This is a genomic window from Rhabdonatronobacter sediminivivens, from assembly GCF_013415485.1.
In the GTDB taxonomy this organism is placed as follows: Bacteria; Pseudomonadota; Alphaproteobacteria; order Rhodobacterales; family Rhodobacteraceae; genus Rhabdonatronobacter; species Rhabdonatronobacter sediminivivens.
This window is the reverse complement of the sequence record NZ_JACBXS010000007.1, coordinates 17,003-35,910: the sequence shown is the minus strand read 5'-3', so window position 1 is coordinate 35,910 and position 18,908 is coordinate 17,003. Positions and strand designations below refer to the sequence as shown.

17 protein-coding genes are annotated in these 18,908 nt (G+C 66.1%); 1 reads left to right on the top strand and 16 read right to left on the bottom strand.

All coding sequences use genetic code 11. The annotated features are described in order from the left end of the window. Positions 1–28: 28 nt before the first annotated feature. From HUK65_RS04760 to HUK65_RS04690, 15 genes are all read right to left on the bottom strand, one after another. A complete protein-coding gene (locus HUK65_RS04760) occupies positions 29–1,072 on the bottom strand; it encodes a carbohydrate ABC transporter permease (RefSeq protein WP_179905001.1) in 1,044 nt (347 codons plus the stop codon). A 14-nt stretch (positions 1,073–1,086) separates the two neighbouring features. After that, on the bottom strand, positions 1,087–2,079 hold the full coding sequence (locus HUK65_RS04755) for a carbohydrate ABC transporter permease (protein ID WP_179905000.1): 993 nt from the start codon (positions 2,077–2,079) through the stop codon (positions 1,087–1,089). A gap of 63 nt (positions 2,080–2,142) precedes the next feature. After that, entirely contained in the window at positions 2,143–3,405 is a 1,263-nt protein-coding gene (locus tag HUK65_RS04750; RefSeq protein WP_235441766.1) for an ABC transporter substrate-binding protein, read from the bottom strand. Positions 3,406–3,474: 69 nt separating this feature from the next. Beyond that, entirely contained in the window at positions 3,475–4,374 is a 900-nt protein-coding gene (locus tag HUK65_RS04745) for an aldo/keto reductase (RefSeq protein WP_179905097.1), read from the bottom strand. A 19-nt stretch (positions 4,375–4,393) separates the two neighbouring features. Beyond that, positions 4,394–5,551, bottom strand: coding sequence for an LLM class flavin-dependent oxidoreductase (locus HUK65_RS04740; protein ID WP_179904998.1), 1,158 nt, complete (start codon positions 5,549–5,551; stop codon positions 4,394–4,396). Positions 5,552–5,779: 228 nt separating this feature from the next. After that, entirely contained in the window at positions 5,780–6,217 is a 438-nt protein-coding gene (locus HUK65_RS04735) for a molybdenum cofactor biosynthesis protein MoaE (RefSeq protein ID WP_179904997.1), read from the bottom strand. A 5-nt stretch (positions 6,218–6,222) separates the two neighbouring features. Then, positions 6,223–6,468 carry a molybdopterin converting factor subunit 1 gene (gene moaD / locus HUK65_RS04730; protein WP_179905096.1) on the bottom strand — a complete coding sequence of 82 codons (246 nt, stop codon included), beginning with the start codon at positions 6,466–6,468 and terminating at the stop codon, positions 6,223–6,225. 2 nt (positions 6,469–6,470) lie between these two features. Next, a complete protein-coding gene (gene pgsA / locus HUK65_RS04725) occupies positions 6,471–7,139 on the bottom strand; it encodes a CDP-diacylglycerol--glycerol-3-phosphate 3-phosphatidyltransferase (RefSeq protein ID WP_179904996.1) in 669 nt (222 codons plus the stop codon). Between the two features lie 51 nt (positions 7,140–7,190). Beyond that, entirely contained in the window at positions 7,191–7,667 is a 477-nt protein-coding gene (locus HUK65_RS04720; protein WP_179904995.1) for a DUF2244 domain-containing protein, read from the bottom strand. 247 nt (positions 7,668–7,914) lie between these two features. Next, entirely contained in the window at positions 7,915–9,891 is a 1,977-nt protein-coding gene (locus HUK65_RS04715; protein ID WP_179904994.1) for an AsmA family protein, read from the bottom strand. A gap of 107 nt (positions 9,892–9,998) precedes the next feature. Next, the gene (locus tag HUK65_RS04710) at positions 9,999–10,721 is read right to left on the bottom strand and encodes a proteasome-type protease (RefSeq protein WP_179904993.1); all 723 of its coding nucleotides are present in this window, start codon (positions 10,719–10,721) and stop codon (positions 9,999–10,001) included. A 40-nt stretch (positions 10,722–10,761) separates the two neighbouring features. After that, positions 10,762–11,589 (bottom strand): transglutaminase family protein, encoded by an 828-nt coding sequence (locus HUK65_RS04705; protein ID WP_179904992.1) that lies wholly within the window; start codon positions 11,587–11,589, stop codon positions 10,762–10,764. After that, positions 11,586–12,539 carry an alpha-E domain-containing protein gene (locus HUK65_RS04700; protein ID WP_179904991.1) on the bottom strand — a complete coding sequence of 318 codons (954 nt, stop codon included), beginning with the start codon at positions 12,537–12,539 and terminating at the stop codon, positions 11,586–11,588. The genes HUK65_RS04705 and HUK65_RS04700 overlap by 4 nt, the downstream gene beginning before the upstream one ends. A gap of 118 nt (positions 12,540–12,657) precedes the next feature. Continuing rightward, positions 12,658–14,049 carry a circularly permuted type 2 ATP-grasp protein gene (locus HUK65_RS04695; RefSeq protein ID WP_179905095.1) on the bottom strand — a complete coding sequence of 464 codons (1,392 nt, stop codon included), beginning with the start codon at positions 14,047–14,049 and terminating at the stop codon, positions 12,658–12,660. A 23-nt stretch (positions 14,050–14,072) separates the two neighbouring features. Continuing rightward, positions 14,073–14,222 carry a hypothetical protein gene (locus HUK65_RS04690; protein ID WP_179904990.1) on the bottom strand — a complete coding sequence of 50 codons (150 nt, stop codon included), beginning with the start codon at positions 14,220–14,222 and terminating at the stop codon, positions 14,073–14,075. Between the two features lie 139 nt (positions 14,223–14,361). On the opposite strand from HUK65_RS04690, the gene HUK65_RS04685 reads away from it, so the two are divergent. Further along, positions 14,362–16,167: a M3 family oligoendopeptidase gene (locus tag HUK65_RS04685; protein ID WP_235441765.1), complete on the top strand. Its 1,806-nt coding sequence runs from the start codon at positions 14,362–14,364 to the stop codon at positions 16,165–16,167. 230 nt (positions 16,168–16,397) lie between these two features. On the opposite strand, the gene HUK65_RS04680 is transcribed toward HUK65_RS04685, so the two are convergent. Further along, entirely contained in the window at positions 16,398–18,668 is a 2,271-nt protein-coding gene (locus HUK65_RS04680) for a xanthine dehydrogenase family protein molybdopterin-binding subunit (protein WP_179904988.1), read from the bottom strand. Positions 18,669–18,908: the final 240 nt, after the last annotated feature.

Below are 18,908 nucleotides of genomic sequence, written 5' to 3'. Positions count from 1 at the left end.
GGGAGCGCCCCCTGCCCCCCGAGGCGCCTCATTTCACACCTGACTGCGCGATCCCCTGGGTGATGTATTTCTGCAGGAACGCGAAAACCACCGTGATCGGCAACAGCGTCAGCACCGTCATCGCCAGCAGGTTCGACCAGCTGGTCTGCAACTCCCCCTGAAAGGCGTTGAGCGCCAGTTGCAGGGTAAAGACCTCGGACCGGTTCAGCACGATCAGCGGCCACAGAAACTCATTCCAGCGCCACATGACCGAAAAGATCACCAGAACCGCCAGCGCCGGGGCCGAGAGCGGCAGCACGATCTTCCAGTAGACCCGCCATTCGCTGGCATGATCCATCCGCGCCGCATCGAGCAGGTCGTCGGGGATCGTCAGCATATACTGGCGCAGCAGGAACACCCCCGTCGGCGTGGCAATCGCGGGCCAGATCACCCCCCAATGGCTGTTGACCAGCCCCATCTGGCTGACCACCAGGAACAGCGGCACCAGGGTGATCGTTGGCGGGATCATCAGCGTGGCAATGATCAGCACGAACACCGCCGTGCGCCCCGTGAACCGATACTTTGCCAGGGCAAAGGCGGCCATGGAATTGAACAGCACCGTCAGGATTGTCGCCACCACGGTGATGAAGGTCGAATTCCAGAAATAGAGCAGGAAGTTGAAGCGCGTGAAGACGGTGGTGTAATTCTCGGTCGCCACGGCCACGCTGCGGATCGCCTCGCGGTCGTTGATATGGATGTTCAGCACCTCATCGGGGCGGGCGGGGTCCACCATCTGCGCATTCAGCCCGATCCGCCGGATCTGCGCCAGTTCGCGCCCGGCCTCGGGGCCGTCGGTGATGGCGTAGAGCGGCAAGGGCTCCGCATGCCCGGAAACCTCCACCATCACCGGCGCCAGCGGCATCAGCCGGGGCGGGAATTCCTGCAACGCGGCCTCGGTCTTGAAACTGGACAGCACCAGCCACAGGACCGGCCCCAGCATCAGCACCACCCCCAGCCCCAGAAAGCCAAAGGCCAGCCAGTCGGTCAGATCGAACCCGTTGCGCCCGCGCCGTCCCAGAAGCCAGGAAAACATCCGCCCGCCCCCCTTCAGCCGTCTTCGCCGCGTTTGCGGGTGGCGGCCAGCTGCGCCATGGTCAGCACGAACAGCACCCCCGCCATCATCAGCGAGGCCGCCGCCGCCAACCCATAGACCCGCGGCCGCGTGGCAAAGCCCACGTCATAGATATACTGGATCAGCAGCGTCGTGGCCGATCCCGGCCCGCCGCCGGTCAGCACATAGATCTCATCAAACGCCTGCACCGCGCGGATGAGCGAGAGCACCAGCACCACCAGCATGGTGGGCATCAGCAACGGCAGGGTGATGCGCAGCAACTGGCGCCAGCGCGGGGTGCCGTCCATCTCGGCCGCTTCATAGACATCGCCGGGGATGGATTGCAGCCCCGCCAGCAGGATCAGCACATAGAACCCCATGTTCGCCCAGATCGACACAAAGACGATCCAGAAGAAGGCCCAGTTGGCCTCGAGCAGCCAGTTCACCGTGCCGAAGCCCGCCCAGTCCAGCCCGGCGTTCAGCACCCCGTTGCGCTGCAGGATCCATTTCCAGATCAGCGCCACCACCACCGGCGACAGCAGCACCGGGTAGAAGAACACCGCCCGGAAGAACCCGCGCAGCACGATATCGCGGTTCAGAATCAGCGCGGTGATCAGCGAAAACAGCACCATGAACCCCACCTGCAGCACCACGAACCAGCCGGTGTTGTGCACCGCACGCCAGAACAGGTCACGCCGGCAGGTGTTGGGGTTCAGGTAACTTTCGCAGTCCAGGAGCGAGGCGAAATTCGCCGCCCCCACATACGGGCGGTCACCGATGATGATCCGGTCGCCCGAGGTGGTGGCGAAGGCGAAGTTCAGGATGATCGGCACAAAGGTGAACAGGCCAAAGATCAGCAGGTTCGGCAGCAGGAACACCCAGGCCAGCCGGTGCTGGCCCAGCACCCGCTGCAAGGCCAGCATGGGCCGTTCCAGCAGGTTGAACGCCCCTTCATAGAGCGCAACGCCCGCAGCCCTGATCTGCACCATCGCCCCAGCCCCCTTGCGCGATCCCCGGCCCCGAAACCACGGGGCCGGGCCGTCTGTCGGGTGTTACTGCGCTTCGGCCAGCGCGTCGGCGATATCCTGGTCCAGCCGCTCCAGCGCCTCGTCCAGGCTCAGCTCGCCCACGATCGCCTGGGTGATCCGCGCCGGGATCGAGGTATAGATCGCCCGGTTGTTGGCATAGCCCTGCAACGCATAGGCCGTGTCCGAGAAGGACGGGATCGAGGCAGCAAAGGCCGTAAGGGCCGCGGCCACATCCTCGCTGACATCCTCATAGGCGATGCCCGCTTCCTGCAGCATGGCATTTGCGGGAATGTTGCGGGTCTGGGCCAGCACCGCGGCTTGCACGTCATCACGGGCGATGAACTCCATCACCGCGCCCACGGCTTCGGGGTGCTGGGTGTGGCTGAAGCCCACGATCCCGGCCCCGCCGGGCATCCCGGTGCAGGCCTCGGGGCCGCAGATGGCGCCGGTGGCCACCCAGTCGAACATATCGCCGATATCGCGGCCAAAGCGGCCGATCTGCCAGCTGCCCGAGTAGTACATCACCAGGTTGGCGTTGATGAACTCTCCGGCGGCATCCTGATAGGTGCCGCCCCCCGCACCGGCCCAGACATCGCGGGCCATGGTGCCGTCTTCATGCCAGGCGACGAATTGTTCGGCAAAGGCGCGGAACCCGTCATCCACCAGAATGGGGTCGCCATTGTCATCGAAGAGCGCCGCGCCAAAGGACATGGCGGGGGCGGCGAAGCGGTGGCCGGTGCGGTCGATGGCCATGGCGAAATCCACGCCCACGGCGTCGCGCACGGCGCGGCTGGCCTCGGCCCAATCCGCCCAGCTGGCGCCGGGTTCGGGCATGTCCACCCCGGCCTGTTCAAAGAAGGTCTTGTTGGCAAAGCCGCCCGTGGCGGTCAGCTGGTCCACGATGTTGTAGATGCCATCGGGCGCATTGTCGCCCACCCGCGCCCAGGCCAGCGACTGGCCATAGCGGGCCTCGATCGCATCGGCGTCCGAGACATGGGGCCGCACGTCCAGCATGTAGCGCGCCAGCCCGCCGTAATCGGTCACGCGGGCCAGATCCGGGCCCTCGCCGACCTCAAGCTGGATGGGCAGGGATTCGATGATCGCGGCATAGGGCACCTCGTCCACGATGACGGTGATGCCGGGGTTTTCCGCGTGGAAGGTCTCGAACTGCGCCTCCCAGGCCTGGCATTCGGTGCCGTCCTGATAGCACATGAAGCGCAGCTCCTGCGCGTGGGCCATGCCCGCGCTCAGCGCCAGTGTGGCGGTGGTGGCAAGTATCCGTTTCATTGTGGTTCCTCCCGTCATGTTTCAACTGTCATGGCCCACCGCTCCCCCTTCGGTGGGCCTGTGATTGCGTCAGGGCACCTCGGCCCCGGCGGCGGCGGTCCAGAGTTCGAACCAGTCCTGCCGGTCAAGGTTGACGCGCAGCGCGTCCGATATCCGCGCGATCCGATCCAGACTGTTGGTGCCCAGCACCGGCAGGATCCGCGCGGGATGCGCCAGCAGCCAGGCCACGGCCACGGCATCCGCGCCCACCCCCGCTGCGGCCCCCATCCGCGCCAGCACCGGCGCCAGCCGCGCGGCTTCTGCGCCGGTGCCAAAGAGCGCGCCCCCCGCCAGCGGCGACCAGGCCATGGGCGGCACGCCCAGCCGCTGCAGATGCGCCAGATCGCCATTGGTGAAGGCCGCGCGCGACAGCAGGCTGAGTTCGATCTGGTTGGTGGCCAGCGGCGTGGTCATGGCCGATTGCAGCAGCTCCCAGTCCCAGGGGCGGAAGTTCGACACCCCCACGGCGCGGAGCTTGCCCTCGGCCACCAGCGCGTCCAGCACCTGGCCGGTGGCGTGGTGGTCCATCAGAGGATCGGGGCGGTGGATCAATAGCAGATCAATCCGATCCGTCGCCATATGCTGCAAGGATGCCTCGACCGACGCCCGGATATGCGCGGGCGAGGTGTCATAATGCTTCACCCGCGCATCCGCATAGCGGCCCACAGGGGCCACGATGTCGCATTTGGTGACGATCTCCAACCGATCGCGCAAGCCGGGGGCGGCGCGCAGGGCGGCGCCCAGCAGGGCCTCGGCGCCATAGTCGCCATAGATATCGGCCTGATCCATGGTGGTGACGCCCTGGGTCAGACAGGCCTCGATCTTGGCCTGGACATGGGCGGGGCGGGTGTCCGTGTCATCGCCCAGCCGCCACATGCCATAGACCAGCCGCGACAGGGCCACGCCGCCCGGAAGCTCCACGCGTTCCATCATTTGAATTCTCCGGCCATCATGCTCGCTCTCCAATTCCCAATGGGGTCGGCGGGGTGGTGGCCGGAACCCGCCCGTATTCATGCGGCAGCGAACAGGTCTTCAGCTCAGGCATGACCAGACGGCCGAACTGGTCGCATTCATCCAGATGCGGATAGCCCGAGAAGATGAAGGCCCGGATGCCCATGGCGCGATAGGCCTCGATCTCGGACAGGACCTGATCGGCGCTGCCCACCAGCGCCGCCCCGCAGCCCGAGCGTGCCCGCCCCACGCCGGTCCACAGATGCGGCTCCACATAGCCGAACTGATCGGCCAGTTCGCGCGCGCGGGCCTGATGCGACACACCCAGCGAGCCCGCATCATGCGCGCGATCCCGGATGGTACGGCCGAATTCGTCATCGAGCTGGCTGACCAGATGCTCGGCATAGTCGCGGGCCTCGGCCTCGGTGTCGCGTACGATCACATGCACGCGCAGCCCGTAATCCAGCACTCTGCCATGGGCTTCGGCGCGCTCGGCCACCGCCTGCATCCGCGCGGCGATCTGGTCCTTTGGTTCGGGCCACATCAGATAGACATCACACTGCGCCGCGCAGAGCTCCAGCGCCGCAGGACTGTAGCCGCCGAAATACAGAAGCGGGCCGCCGTTCTGCTGATAGGGTTTCGCGGGGGCCGAGGGCACCTTGTGGAATTGGTAGATCTCGCCCTCATGGCTGATCTCGTCACGCTCCCACGCCTGGCGCAGGATCTGGACGACCTCATGGCTGCGCCGGTACCGATAGGCGCTGTCGGCCTTTTCGCCCGGAAAATCGCTGGAGATCACATTCAGCGTCAGCCGCCCCTGCAGCATGTGGTCCAGCGTGGCCACGGTGCGCGCCAGCATGATCGGCTGCATCTCTCCGCAGCGGATGGCGGCCAGCATGTTGATCCGGTCGGTCACCTGGGACCCGGCGGCCACGAAGCTCAGCGTGTCCTGCCCCACCTGATAGCTGGAGGGGCACAGGATGTTGCGAAAGCCGTTGGCCTCGGCCCGCTGCAGGATCGAGGAACAATGCGCCCAGCTGGAGCGCAGATCGCCCTCGGGCACGCCCAGAAACCGATAGTCATCCGAACAGAGTGCCGCGAACCAGGATACCTCGGCGGCATCCAGATCGGCAGATTTCACCGGCACAACGCTCATCCAGTCCTCCCCCCGTTGCAGGATCGTTGATTGCCCTGCACTAGGCCTGCATAGCATCTGGATAAACGTAAATCAATTATGTATCAATCAGCAGGCGCGCTTCCCTGAAGGCAAGCAGAAAACCCCTGCCTGTTGCAGCCCATGGCGCATCCGCGGCCTGCGCCGCAGTGGTCGAAAGCATATGTCCGGGAACGGGCCGAGGGGCGCGGGGTGGCAATGGGCGCGCGGCTACCAGCGCGACAGGGCGTCCTCATCGGCCTCCTTGGCCGCAACCCAATGGGCGCCCTCGGCGGTGCGCTCCTTCTTCCAGAAGGGCGCGCGAGACTTGAGGTAATCCATCAGATACTCGGCGGCGGCAAAGGCATCCGCCCGGTGGGGTGCCGCGGTGGCCACCATCATGATGCGCTCGCCGGGGCCAAGGGGGCCGAAGCGATGGATCACCAGCGCATCGGTCAGCGCCCAGCGGGTGCGCGCGGTGTCCACCATGGCAGTGATGGCCGATGCGGTCATGCCCGGGTAATGCTCGATCTCCATGGCGTGCAGCCCGCCGTCATCGCGCACGATCCCGCAAAAGGTCACCACCGCGCCCGTATCGCTGCGCCCGGCGGCAAAACGGTCACATTCGGCACCAAAATCAAAGGGCTCTTGCTGGATACGCACGGACATGGGACCTAGCCCCCGGTCATGGGCGGGAAGAACGCGACCTCTCGTGCGCCTGCCAGAGGCGCGTCAAAAGCGGTGAGTTCCTGATCCACCGCCACGCGCAGCGCCGACAGGTCCGAGAACGCCAGCGCGTAGCGATCCTCGCGCGCGCTGAGTTCGCGGACCAGATCGGCCACGGTGGTGGCGTCGGTGTCCACGGTCTCGCGCGGTTCGCCAATACGTTCGCGCACCCAGGCGAAATACAGCACATCCAGTTTCATGTTGCGTCATCCTTGAGCAGCGGCAGGGATTTGCGGAAGTAGTCCCAGCCGGTGATCAGCGTCATGATGGCCGCGATCCAGACCAGCGCCAACCCGGTGTTCCACACGATATTGCCGCCGAATTCGGCCACCACCACCACGTTCAACTCCTCGGACCCCAGCTCGGCCAGGGTTTCCAGCAAGGCGGCGTGTTCGCGCGCCTGCGCGTTTTCGCGCACATACTCCAGCCCCATGGCCAGGAACAGCACCGCGATAGCCACCATCTGGGCCGTGGTTTTCCACTTGGCAAGGGCGGTGACCTTCAGCAGCCCGGACCGGTCGCCCAGATACTCGCGCAGGCCGGAGACGAAGACTTCGCGGAACAGGATGACCGTGGCGGGCAGGATCAGCCAGGGGTCCATGCCCGAATAGCCGGTGATCACCAGAAGCGCGATCACCACCATGGCCTTGTCGGCAATGGGGTCCAGCATGGCGCCAATGCGGCTTTCCTGTTTCCAGGACCGCGCCAGATAGCCGTCAAAGAAATCGGTGATCGCGGCCAGCGCAAACAGCGCCAGGGCGAACCAATCCGCCCAGGGGCGGTGGAAATACAGGAACATGACCGCCACGCCCGGGGCGGCCAGCAGACGCAGAATCGTCAGGATATTTGGTACGGTCCAGCGCATGGCTTTGTGTAGGACAGAACGCGGGCGCGTGAAAGCGCAATTGGCTGCCGCTCAGCGTAGGCGCGCCAGCACGCGGTGCAGGTCTTCATGCAGTTGCACGCGCTCCTCGGGGCTCAGGAAGCCCCCCAGCTCAACCTCGCGCCCGCCGCCCGAAAGGGTCAGGTACTGCTCCACCGGACCGCCCTTCTCGGTCAGTTTCAACTGCACCCAATAGGGGTTGGCCGCCCATGTAAGAGGGGCGCCACGCGGTTGATAGCGGGTCAGATGCATCTGGTCACGGCTCAACGTCAGTTCCTCACGCAGGCGGGCGCGGTCGGCATTGTTGCGGTTCAGCGCGTACCATACCCCCCAGAGCGCCGCCCCCATGAAGGGCAGCAACCCCCACAGCACCATGGTGCCCACCACGGCAACCATCGGCAACGCAAGGAAGCCAGCCGTCAGGCCGATGAACCAGACAAAGCCACGCGTGCCAAGCGACCGGTTCGGGGTCACCTGGATCCGGACCAAGGCGTCACTGTCACGGGTCATTTGATACGGCAAGCGCAGGATATCCTTTGCTGGCGGCAATGCCCGGCCTGGGGATCGCCGATGAAAACTGCGTGAATGATATGCTGCTCCTTGCGGCGGGCAAGCAATTCGTGGCCGAGGCCGCAGGGAAGCTGCCGACAAGCGGGGCAAGGGGCCACACCATCAAAAGGCGCCCCCGAGGCGCGCGGGGCGCGGCTCGGGGGCGCCTTGGCGCATGACAAGCAGCCCCGCGCCGGATCATGCAGGATCAGTCACCGCCCAGCAACCGGCCCAGCCCGCGCCCGATCTCCTGTTCCAGCCTGCGGCGGGCAGCATCCTCAAGCGATTCGCCCGCGCCGCGTTCCACGCCCAGACGCTCCTGCAACGCACGCTCGGCCCGGTCCCGCAGATCCTGCTCTCGGCGGCGCGCTTCATCGCGGGCGATCTCTTCCAGGCGCTGCTGCTCCTCACGCAAACGGTCCTGCGCCAACCCTTCCAGATCCAGCCGGAAGCGCGGCGCCTCCCATGGCCCGGTGATCAGCACCGGCACGCGCAGGGCCTGGCCGGTTTCGGGGTCGCGCATGGCCTCGGGGGTGACGCGATAGTTCAGAACGCGCTCTCCCAGCCCCACCGTTCCGCGCCCGGTGACATCCAGCCGCGATGCCGTCAGCCGCAGATCATCATTGCGCAGCACCCCGCCCTCCATGGTGAAGCTGCCGCTGATGCTGTCATAGATGGTGCGCGCGCCCTCCCCCATATACCCAAGGTCGAGGTTGCGGAGCATCCCGGCAAGATCCAGCCCGATGATCTCTCCCTGCCCCAGATCGATCCGCCCTTCGCCGGAAAGACTGGTCATGATCGCATGCAGGGAATCGCCCACGCCCAGGAACCGTAGCTGCATGTTGCCCTGCCCCTGAAGGCGTTCAAACCCGGCCAGATCGCGCAGGAAAGGCAAGAGCGCCACATCCGCGGCCCGCAGATCCCCGCCGACCGAACCGCTGCCCCGGCCGTTCAGAACGAACTCGCCGGTCAGCACCCCGTCAAACAGGCGCAGCTCACGCAGATCGAAGACGGCCCGGGCATTGTCCAGTCGCAGGCCCAGCCGGGTCTGATCCAGCCGCACGATTCCCGTTTCCACCGATGGCGCGGTCAGAGAGATTTCGGCATCCACCCCCCCCAGTGCCGCCAGATTCAGCGGTGCGCGCGACCAGCCCGGCGCCCCGCCGCCACCGCCCCCCGGCGCCCCACCAAAGGCGCGCAGATCCAGCGCATCGGCGGCAAGCTGCGCGGTCAGATGTGGCCGCTCGCTGCCCGGGCGCAGATCAAGCGCGCCGCGCATCCGGTTGGGGCCAAGGGCAAGGGCCCCCTCACGCAGATGCAGGCTGCCCTCGGCGCTGCGCGTCAACTGCCCCGAAACCCGCAGCGGGACAAGCGCCGTTGGCAATTCAACCCCGGCCAAGCCCAGCAAGGCCAGCGCCGGCTGCGCCGAGGGCACGTCCAGATCCAGTTGCCCCTCAGCCGACATCGGCGCGACCCCCATGCGCCCGTCAAAACCCAGCCGCGCGCCCGCGCCTTCGGCCCGCAGCGTCACGGCTGAGACCTGCCCCTCCAGCAGCGCGCGCGGACGGGCCAGCGTCAGATCCAGTGTCACGTCCTGCCCGTTGACCACCCCGCGTCCGCGCAGCGTCGCCTCGCGCGCGGGGTCCGGCAGGCGCAGATCCAGATCCAGCCCCGAGGCCGCGAACCCCGTCCCTGTGCCATGATCGCGGAAAATCACCTGCCCATCGCTGATTTCGGCCAGATCGAGCGTGATCTCGCGCCCGGGTTGGCCGCTGCCCCCCGCGCCGCCCCCGTCGCCCGCAGGGGCCAATTGCCAGTTCTCCTGCCCATCGGCGGCGCGTTCCAGCAGCAGCCGCGGCGCGCGCAGTTCCAACCGCCGGATCACGATATCCCCGGCCCAGAGCGCGGCGACATCCAGCCCCACATCGATGCCTTCGGCCTGCAGCATCGGCCCGGCCTCGGACCAGGGCGCATTGGCCAGCGTCACCGCCTCCATCCGCACCCCGATCAGTGGATAGATCGAAGGGCGCACCGCGCCCTCGATGCTCAGCGCCCGGCCTGTGGCAGCCTGAAACCGTTCGGCGGCAATGACGGCGATGCGTTCAGTCGGGATCAGAAACAGCGCCAGCAACGCCAGCACGGCGATCGAGGCCAAGACCCCCAGAAATCGGAAAATCCAGCGCATCGCGCCCCCAAAAGCTAAAGCTCCGACATCACCCTAGCGCAGGTTGCGCCACCGGGGGAATACCCCGGCCCGCACGCCGCCGTGAACCGGAACGCGACGCAGGCGCGTCAGAGCGTGATCCGGCGAAACGCATCGCGCAGCGCGGCGGACCAGGCCTCGGACATGGCGGCAAAGGCGGCATCGCCCGCTTCGATCCGGCGCGACCGGGTTACCGCGCAGGCGTCCTTTTCGATCACCGCCAGATCCAGCGGCATCCCCACCGACAGGTTCGACCGCAGGGTGCTGTCCATGGACAGAAGCACCGCCTTCTCAGCATCGGCCAGCGGCGTTTGCGGGGTGATCACGCGGTCCAGGATCGGTTTGCCATACTTGTGCTCACCGATCTGCAGATAGGGCGTGTCCTCGGTGGCTTCGATGAAATTTCCTTCGGGGTAGATCAGGAACATGCGCATCGCGCCGCCCCTGCGCTGCCCCGCCACGATCATCGAAGCACTGGCCGCCTGCTTCATGCGCGTCAACTTGTCCGCGACCTCCTGGCTGACGGCGTTGAGCGTGCGACCGACAATTTCCGCCACCTGCAGCATGGTGGGGGCGGCGAGGATGCTGGGGGTATCCTCGGTCTCGGCGTGAATGGCCTCTTCCAGCCGCGCCAGTGTGGTCTGCGTCACCGACAGGCTGCCGGCGGTCAGGATGGCGATGATACGCTCCCCCGGCTCTTCGAACAGGAACATCTTGCGATAGGTAGCAATGTTGTCCAGACCCGCATTGGTACGCGTGTCGGACAGCAGAACCATGCCCTCCTTTAGCAGCAAACCCACGCAATAGGTCATCTGGCGGGGCCCTTTCGCTGCCGCATCCGATCAATCCGCCTTACTGCTGCGCGATATTCACCGCAACCGTGACGTCAAGGCTCTCAGCTCCCGGACCGCGGGCGATGCCGCGGATGGGCGCCGCCTCGCGCGCATCGCGCCCCGAACCCAGCCGGACATAGCGGTCATCCGGGCAAACCCCGTTTGAGGCATCGAACCCCACCCAACCCAGACCGGGCACGAACAGTTCCGCCCAGGCATGGGCAGCCTCATGCGGGGCGCCGTCCTCGGTCGCCTGCAGATAGCCCGAGACATACCGCCCCGGGATGCCGACACAAAGCCCGGCGGCAATCAACGCATGGGCATGGTCCTGGCACACCCCCTCCCCCAGCGCGAGGGATTCGGCAGCGGTCGTATGCGCCTCGGTCACGCCGGGGCGATAGGCGATGGCCGCCTGCACGGCCCCGGCCAGCGCATGGGCACGGGCCAGCGGCTCCTGCGTCTCGGCCACGGCCGCCTGTGCCAGCTCATGCAGGGCCACATCCGGGGCGGTGGCGGGCGTGTGGCGCAGATAGGCCTCGGGCGGGATCCGCTCCCGGTGGCCACGCAGCACGCCGCTCAGGTCATTGGTCTCGATCCGCCCGGTCACGCGCACGCTCACCGCGCTGACCGGACCGACAACGGTGCAGCCCTGCACCCAATCGCCCGCCCCATCGCGAAAGCCCCCGCCCCACAGGACCGAGGCCCCATCGCAGCCCGAAACCTCCACCGACCAGTCCAGAACCGTCTGCCCGTCAAACCGCGCCGGGGTCAGCCGCTGGGTCTGGACCACCCCGCGCATGGGGTGGTCATAGCGATACAGCGTCTCATGGGCGATGGTCAGGATCATCGCGTGTCTCCACTCAGATAGACATCGAACACGGCGCCGCCGACATCCGACACCTCGCCGATGAAGCGGGTCAGGAACTCGTGCAACCCCTCGTCGAATACCTCGTCAATGGTCAATTCGGCCAGCCCCCCCAGCAGCGCCCGCGCCCGGCTCTGGGCGATGGTGGCAGTGCCATAGCCCCGGGCCAGACTGTCCAGATGATCATTCACCCCCTGGACCGAGGTCAGCAGCGATCTTGGCGACTGCCGGTTAAGAATCAGGAAATGCGCGATCTTCGAAGCCGTGACCTCGCCGCCATACGCCCAGTGAAACGCCCGATGCGCCGAGAGCGCCCGCAGCAGCGTCGTCCACTGGTAATTGTCCAGCCCCGAGCCCACGAATTCCACCCGCGGCAGCAGCACGAAATATTTCACATCCATCAGCCGCGCGGTGTTGTCCGCACGTTCCAGGAAAAACCCGATATTCATGAAATCATAGCCATCGTTGCGCAATTGCGTCGCATCGATGGCCCCACGGATCAGCGCGCTGCTGCGCAGCGTCCATTCCGTCAGCCGGGTCAGGGGCAGTTCGGACCGTTCGGTCCGCTCCAGCGCCATCAACTCCTGATAGGCGGTGTTGAGCGCATCCCACACCTGGCTGGTCAGGGCCGTGCGCACGATCCGCGCGTTTTCGCGCGCCGCCGTGATGCAGGACGCCACCGACGATGGGTTGTCCCGGTCAAAGAACATGAAACTTTCGACATTGCGCTGCACCGGGTCGCGATACTTGGCCATGAACCCATCATGGCTGCCATTGGCCTGCAACAAGGGCACCCATTCGTTGCGATTGCCGGCCCCGGTGCTGGGGATCAGCGACATCCGCTCGCCCACCTCCAGCAACCGTGCAGCGGTTTCGGCACGCTCGATGTAACGCGCCATCCAGAACAGATTGGCGGCCGTCCGGCTCAGCATGTCTCAACCCCGCTCACTGCATTTTCTTGCCGAAAATACTCGCGGGGGAGTCCAGCCCCCTTGCGGGGCTGGGCGGGGGCGGCAGCCCCCTGCACCGCGCGGCACACAGCAACCCCGCTCATTCCGACAGCACCCATGTATCCTTCACCCCGCCCCCCTGGCTGGAATTGACCACCAAAGACCCCTCGGTCATCGCCACCCGCGTCAACCCCCCTGGCACCAGGGTCACCCGCTCACCCACCAGACAATAGGGCCGCAGATCCACATGGCGCGGCGCCACGCCTTCGCCCACGAATGTCGGGCAGGTGGACAGCGACAATGTCGGCTGGGCGATGTAATTCCCGGGCTTCGCCAGGATCCGGTCGCGGAAACTCTCCACCTGCTCACGCGTGGATTTCGGCCCCACCAGCATCCCGTAACCGCCCGAGCCATGGACCTCCTTGACCACCAGCTCCGGCAGATGCTCCAGCACATATTTCAGATCATCGGGCCTGGCGCATTGCCATGTGGGCACGTTCTGCAGGATCGGCTCCTCGCCCAGATAGAAGCGCACCATCTCGGGCACGAAGCAATAGATCGCCTTGTCATCGGCCACACCGGCCCCGGGGGCCGAGCATATGGTCACCCCGCCGGATCGATACACATCCATCAATCCCGGCACGCCCAGCATCGAATCGGGGCGGAAACACAGCGGGTCGATGAAGGCGTCATCGATCCGGCGATAGATCACATCCACCCGCTGCGGCCCTTCGGTGGTGCGCATCCAGACGAACTCACCCTCCACGAACAGATCCTGCCCCTCGACCAGTTCCACCCCCATCAGGTTGGCCAGGAAACTGTGCTCGTAATAGGCCGAGTTATAGGCGCCGGGGCTGAGGATCACGATCGTCGGATCCCGCTCACATTTGCGCGGCGCGACCGAGGCCAGCGTGCGGCGCAACTCCTCGGAATAGCCATCCACCGGGGCGATCCGGTTCTCGCGGAACAGACCCGGGAACAGCCGCATCATGATCTCGCGGTTTTCCAGCATGTAGGACACGCCCGAAGGCGTGCGGCAATTGTCCTCCAGCACAAAGAACTCATCCGGCCCGGTGCGCACCAGATCCGCGCCGACGATATGGCTGAACACCCCGCGCGGGGGCGTGAAGCCCACCACGGCGGCCTCATAGGCCTCATTGCGATAGACCAGATCGCGCGGCACCAGCCCGGCGCGCACGATCTCGCCACGGGCATAGACATCGGCCAGAAACGCATTCAGCGCCTTGGCCCGTTGCACCACGCCACGCTCCAACCGGCGCCATTCCTCCTGCGCGAACACTCGCGGAAACATGTCAAATGGCATCAGGCGTTCGGGGTCGCCCCCTTCGCCATAGACGGCAAAGGTAATGCCGATGCGGCGAAACAGTTCCTCAGCCTCGGCCTGTTTGAGGCTGCGCAATTCGGCGGGCATGTCGCCCATCCAGCCCTGCAAGCCCTGATATGACGCGCGCACCGCGCCATCTTCGAACATCTCGTTGAAGAACTCCGCCTGTTTCACTGCTGCGCCACCTCGTAATTGCTGAACGCCACGGTCTTGCGCGGCTGCAAGAAGCGCCATGCCCGGCCCGTATGCCTCGCATGGCCATGCCCGCATTTGCCTTCATTCTTGTCGCACAACGCCAAGAATGCCAGCGAATAATGCACGATATCAATATCCCGGGAGGGTCATCGCCCCCCAGCGCGTATCCCTGCGGCAGCAGATCGCCCCCCGGTTGCCAGCTGTCCACGCAACGCCTAAAACTCCTGAAACAACCGCGAGGAGCGCATGAAAAACCATATCAAGATGCCCGTCTTCGACGCCGATGCCACCACAGGCAAAGGCTTCGGTGACCTGCCCGAATGGGATCTGAGCGATCTGTACCCCGCCCCCGATGCGCCCGAAATAGCCCGCGACTTCACAGCGCTGGAGGAAACCTGCGCCGCATTCGCCGCCGATTACGAGGGTAAACTGGCAGGGCTGGACGCTGCCGGGATGCTTGAATGCGTGCTGCGCTATGAGCGGATCGACCTGCTGGCCGGGCGTCTGATGTCCTATGCGGGGCTGCGCTACTACCAGAACACCACCGACGCGGGCCGCGCCAAGTTCATGGCCGATGCCCAGGACCGCGTCACCGTGGCCACCACGCCGCTGGTGTTCTTCACGCTGGAACTCAACCGGATCGACGATGCCGCACTGGCCGCGCTGTTCGCCGCCAATGCCGATCTGGCCCGCTACAAGCCCGTGTTCGACCGCATGCGCGCCATGCGCCCGCACCAGCTTTCGGATGAGCTGGAAAAATTCCTGCATGACCAGTCCACCGTCGGCGCCGCCGCCTGGAACCGCCTGTTCGATGAAACCATGGCCGGGCTGGAATTCACTGTTGATGGCGAGGCGATGGCCCTCGAATCCACCCTCAACCTGCTGACCGATCCTGACCGCGCCCGGCGCGAGGCCGCGGCCCGCGAACTCGCCGCTGTGTTCGGCCGCAACCTGCGGCTCTTTGCCCGCGTCCACAATACGCTGGCCAAGGAAAAGGAGATCGAGGATCGCTGGCGCAAGATGCCCTCGCCCCAGCACGCCCGCCACCTGGCCAATCATGTGGAACCCGAGGTCGTCCAGGCCCTGCGCGACGCCGTGGTGAATGCCTATCCGAAGCTCTCGCACCGCTATTACGCGCTCAAGGCCCGCTGGATGGGGCTGGACAAGCTGGAGGTGTGGGACCGCAACGCCCCCCTGCCGGTCGAGCCGCCCAGAACCATCGGCTGGGACGAAGCCCGCGCCACGGTGATGGAGGCCTACAAGGGCTTTTCCCCCGACCTCGCCCACCTGGCCGAACCCTTCTTTGACCGTGGCTGGATCGATGCGGGGGTGAAGCCGGGCAAGGCCCCGGGCGCCTTCGCCCACCCCACCGTCACCGATGTGCACCCCTACATCATGCTCAATTACCTGGGCAAACCGCGCGATGTGATGACGCTGGCCCATGAAATGGGCCACGGCGTGCACCAGCGCCTGGCCGCCGGTCAGGGAGAACTCTTGTCATCCACCCCGCTGACGCTTGCCGAAACCGCCAGCGTCTTCGGCGAGATGCTGACCTTCCGTCGCCTGCTGGCCCAGGCGAAAACGAATGCCGAGCGCAAGACCCTGCTGGCGGGCAAGGTCGAGGACATGATCAACACGGTCGTCCGCCAGATCGCCTTCTATGACTTCGAATGCAAACTCCATGAGGCGCGCCGCGGCGGAGAGCTGACCCCCGATGACATCAACGCCCTGTGGATGAGCGTGCAGGCCGAAAGCCTTGGCCCCGTGTTCAACTTCATGGACGGGTATGAGACCTTCTGGGCCTATATCCCGCATTTTGTCCACTCGCCCTTTTACGTCTATGCCTATGCCTTCGGCGACGGGCTGGTGAACGCGCTTTACGCCGTCTACGAAGAATCCCCCGAGGGGTTTGAGGAAAAATACTTCGACATGCTCCGCGCGGGCGGGTCCAAACACCACAAGGACCTGCTGGCGCCCTTCGGGCTGGATGCTTCGGACCCGAAGTTCTGGGACAAGGGGCTGAGCATGATCGCGCGCTTCATCGACGAACTGGAGGCGATGGAGGATTGAGCCGCCCAAGGTTCGAAATCTGTCACCAACCCCACAGGCCCGCCCCACAGCGGGCCTGTTTTTTTCATTAACTCATTGAAGAATTTGAAAACACCAGACTACAGCCAGAAACCCGAAAGCGGCAAACATCGCAAATTCAACATCCCCCGCGGCGCCAGAGCCACGGCACCGGGGTGCGCGTGGGTGGGTGGGTGGGCGCGCCCCGGGGGCGTGGCTCTGGCGCCGCAGCCTCAGGCGCTGCGCGCGAAAAGCTCCCAGATGCGCTGCGGCGTCAGCGGCATCTGCACGTCTGCCCCATCGCCCAGCGCGTCCTGCACCGCATTGACCAGCGCGGCGATGCTCCCCACCGTTCCCGCCTCGCCGCAGCCCTTGACCCCCAGCGGATTGGTGGCTGTCGGCACCGGCTCGGACACAAAGCGCAGGAAGGGCAGATCACTGGCGCGCGGCAGGGCATAATCCATGAAACTGCCGGTCAGGGGCTGCCCGTCCGGGTCGAACACCACCCGCTCGCTCAGCGCCTGCCCGAAGCCTTGCACAATCCCGCCATGCACCTGCCCTTCAACCAGACGCGGATGCAGCAGGTTGCCGAAATCATCCACCGCCGTATAGCGCTCCAGCCGCAGGGCGCCGGTTTCGGGGTCGATCTCGACCTCGGCCAGATGGGCGCCATTGGGGTAGGAACGCGCCTCCAGCGTGGCCGAGGCCTCGTGGCGCAGCAGATCGTCGCGGCCTTCGGCACGGGCCAGGGCTGCGGCTTCGATCAGCGTCAAGGTGCGGTTGGACCCGGCCGCGCGAAAGGTGCCGTCCTCGAACGCCACATCCGCACCCAGCTCGGGCGCCAGAAAGGCGGCAAAGGCTTCGGTCATCTGGCCCACCATGGCCACCGTTGCCGTTGTCTGCACCGTGACCGAGCGAGAGCCGCCGGTCCCCCCGCCGCGAGCAATCCGGTCACTGTCGCCCTGCACCACCCGGATCGCGTCCAACGGAACCCCGGTCTGATCCGCCAGGAATTGCGCGAACACCGTTTCATGCCCCTGCCCGTTGGACTGGGTGCCGACAAACAGCGTGAGCGTGCCATCGGCGTGGAATTCCACCGCGGCACCTTCGGTCGGATTGCCCAGGATGCTTTCGATGTAGAAACACAGCCCCAGCCCCCGGCGCATCCCGCGCGCTTCGCTTTCGGCGCGGCGGGCGGGGAAGCCTGCGACATCGGCCTCGGCCCGCGCGCGCTCCAGCACCCGGGCAAATTCACCGTCCATGATCCGGTCCTGCGCCAGGGTGTCATGCGGGAAGGCATCGGGCGCGATGAAATTGCGGCGCCGCAGGTCGAACGGGCACTGACCCAGTTGCCGCGCGGCCTTGTCCATGAGGCGCTCCAGCACCGTGATCGCCTCGGGGCGGCCAGCGCCGCGATAGGCATCCACCTGGGTGGTGTTGGTGTAGATGCCCCGGCTGTGCACCATCGCCGCAGGGATCGCATAAGCCCCGGTGGCCACCATGGAAAACAGCCCCGACTGAATCCCTTGTGCGAATTCTGAATTGAACGCGCCCAGATTCGACCAGTTCCGCACCCGATAGGCCAGAATTCTGTAATTCTCATCCAGCGCCAGTTCCGCGTCCGAGCGCAGGTCGCGGGCGGAATTGTCCGACAGGATGGCCTCGGACCGGTCCGAGGCCCAGCGCACCGCCCGCCCCAGCGCCCGAGCCGCATGGGCGACGACGAAATATTCCGGATGCGGCATGGCCTTCATGCCGAAGCCGCCGCCGACATCTGGGATGGTGACGCGCACATCCGCGGGCGCCAGGTGCAGCATTCTGGCCAACCGCTCCTTCATGGTCCAGACGCCTTGCCCGCTGAAACACAGATGCAGGCGCTGCCCGTCCCATTCGGCACAGGCGCCACGCGGCTCCATCGAGGCCGCCAGCAGGCGCGGCTGTTCCACGGTGATCGCCACCCTGCGGGCGGCACGGGCAAAGGCGGCCTCGACCGCCTGCTCATCGCCGATGGCCCAGTCATAGGCGATGTTCTCGGGCGCTTCCGGGTGGATCTGCGGCCCGCCGGGTTCCAGCGCCAGATGCGCGGGCAGCGGGTCCAGATCCAGATCGATCATCTCGGCCGCGTCACGGGCCTGCGCGGCGGTATCGGCCACCACCATGGCCACAGGCTGGCCGACAAAGCAGACGCGGTCCCCCGCCAGCAGCGGGCGCGGCGGATTGGCCCCCTGCGAGCCATCGCGGTTGGTGCGCAGGCTGGCCTCCATCGCCGGGGCAAGGCCCGCCTGCGCCAGCGCGGCGGCATCGAACACCGCATGCACCCCCGGCGCGGCGCGCGCATCGGACAGGTCCAGCGCGGTGATCCGGCCATGGGCGATGGGCGCGCGCAGGAACACCGCGTGAAGAGCATCGCGCGGGGCGATGTCATCCAGAAAGCGCCCCTGTCCGGTCAGCAGCCGCCTGTCTTCGATCCTGTGCACCGACTGACTTTTTCCAAAGGCTTGCATGGGTTTCTCTTTCTGCCGATCCGGTTTGCGCGAGACGGTAGCGCGCGCGGCGGATAATGCAAAGAGCCTGGCCGCCGACACCTGCAGGCCGCAGCATGGCAGCACCGATGCCACCGATCCGGTTGGCGCGCGCGCCGGGCAAGCTGGCGGTGTCGGCCCTGGCGGAAGGACGGCGCTACGATGCGCAACAGACCTGCAGCCCACCCGAAATCCGGCTGGACGGCCACCACTGGGCGTGGT